The organism is Paenibacillus lacisoli (assembly GCF_030580655.1).
Classification (GTDB): domain Bacteria; phylum Bacillota; class Bacilli; order Paenibacillales; family Paenibacillaceae; genus Paenibacillus; species Paenibacillus lacisoli.
The window spans coordinates 1-1,310 of sequence record NZ_JAUQTB010000039.1 but is presented as its reverse complement, the minus strand read 5'-3'; the positions used below and the strand labels follow the sequence as shown (position 1 = coordinate 1,310).

General features: G+C 47.6%; 2 protein-coding genes. Both read right to left on the bottom strand.

What is annotated here, in order from left to right; genetic code table 11:
• Nucleotides 1-56 precede the first annotated feature (56 nt).
• Complete coding sequence (locus tag Q5741_RS21435; protein ID WP_305026141.1) at nt 57-917, bottom strand: IS3 family transposase; 861 nt, start codon at nt 915-917, stop codon at nt 57-59.
• Nucleotides 918-940: 23 nt separating this feature from the next.
• Nucleotides 941-1,231, bottom strand: a complete 291-nt coding sequence (locus Q5741_RS21430; protein WP_305026140.1) for a transposase — start codon at nt 1,229-1,231, stop codon at nt 941-943.
• Nucleotides 1,232-1,310: the final 79 nt, after the last annotated feature.

Genomic DNA, 1,310 nt, shown 5'->3' with positions numbered 1-1,310 from the left:
TGGAGTTGTCAACAAAAGTGCAGTTTGAAAACACCCCTCATACAGAAATCCCGTGATTAAGCTGCTTGTGACAGCATTCTTTCGCGATAAATAGCTGGCGGCCACCCTCCTGGATTGGAGGTGTAGATCCGCCGCCTGTTGTAGTAGACCATGATGTATCTGAAGATGATCGATTTAATATAGGCCATCGGATAGCGCTCCGTTTTGATCTTGTACAGTTTTTCTTTCTTGAGCGTAGCAAAAAAGCTCTCCATCCTTGCATTGTCATAACAACGTCCCGTACCGCTCATACTTTGAATGGCATTACGTTTAGCTAGGCTCTTGCGGAATGCATGGCTTGTGAACTGGCTGCCTCTGTCGCTGTGGTATATCATTCCGCGAGCATTTTTTGCTTTACAGGCATTCTCAAAGGCTTGGATGCAGAGCTCCTTGCGCATATTGTCGTCCATCGCAACCCCGACGATCTCTCCGTTAAAGCAATCCAGTACCGCGGACAGATATAGCTTCCCGTCTGAACAAGGGACTTCGGTGATATCCGATAGCCACTTTTGGTTGGGTGCTGAGGATCTGAAGTCTCTCTGAATCAGGTTCTCGCTCTTTTGAGCTGCAGCATCCTCACGTGTAATGCCGTTTGGATGACGCTTCACTTTCTTCAGCAGTCCGTGCTTCTTCATGATGCGATAGACGGTACTGTAGCTGGTGGTGACACCTGTTTGTGACAGCCTCAGCAGAATACGCTGGACACCGTAATTGCTGTTGTCTTCATGTTCTCCGATGATTTCTTTAATCTTGACCAGAAGGCGTTGCTGTCGCACCTGTTTGGGTCCAGGCTTCAAGCTACGATAGTAGCCCGATTCGCTGACAGCAAGTACGTCGCACATCTCCTTGACGGTCCATCGATCCCGTCGTTCACGGATGTAAGCATAGAGCTGACGTGCCTTTACCGCTTCCGGTCTTTTGCGAAAAAACCGAGTGCATCCTTGAGAATTTCATTTGCTCGGCGTAGCTCGCCAATTTCTCTTTCTAGTTCAACTTCACGTGCAGTTTTATCGGTCGACGCATAAGCACGTCCGCTCCCAATATGCGCTCCGTCACCGTGCAAGGTTCTTCGCTTTCTCCATTCCTGCAAGGTATAGTAGGATACGCCTAACTGATCGGCGGCTTTCTTTGATCCAATCTCATCACTTAATCTTACTGCTTCTTCTTTGAATGCTTTATCGTATCGATTCATTGTCACTCGTCCCCTCGTTTGTTTTCATTTTATTTCATACGAGGGTGTTTATCGACTGCATTTTTATCGTAGCACTCCA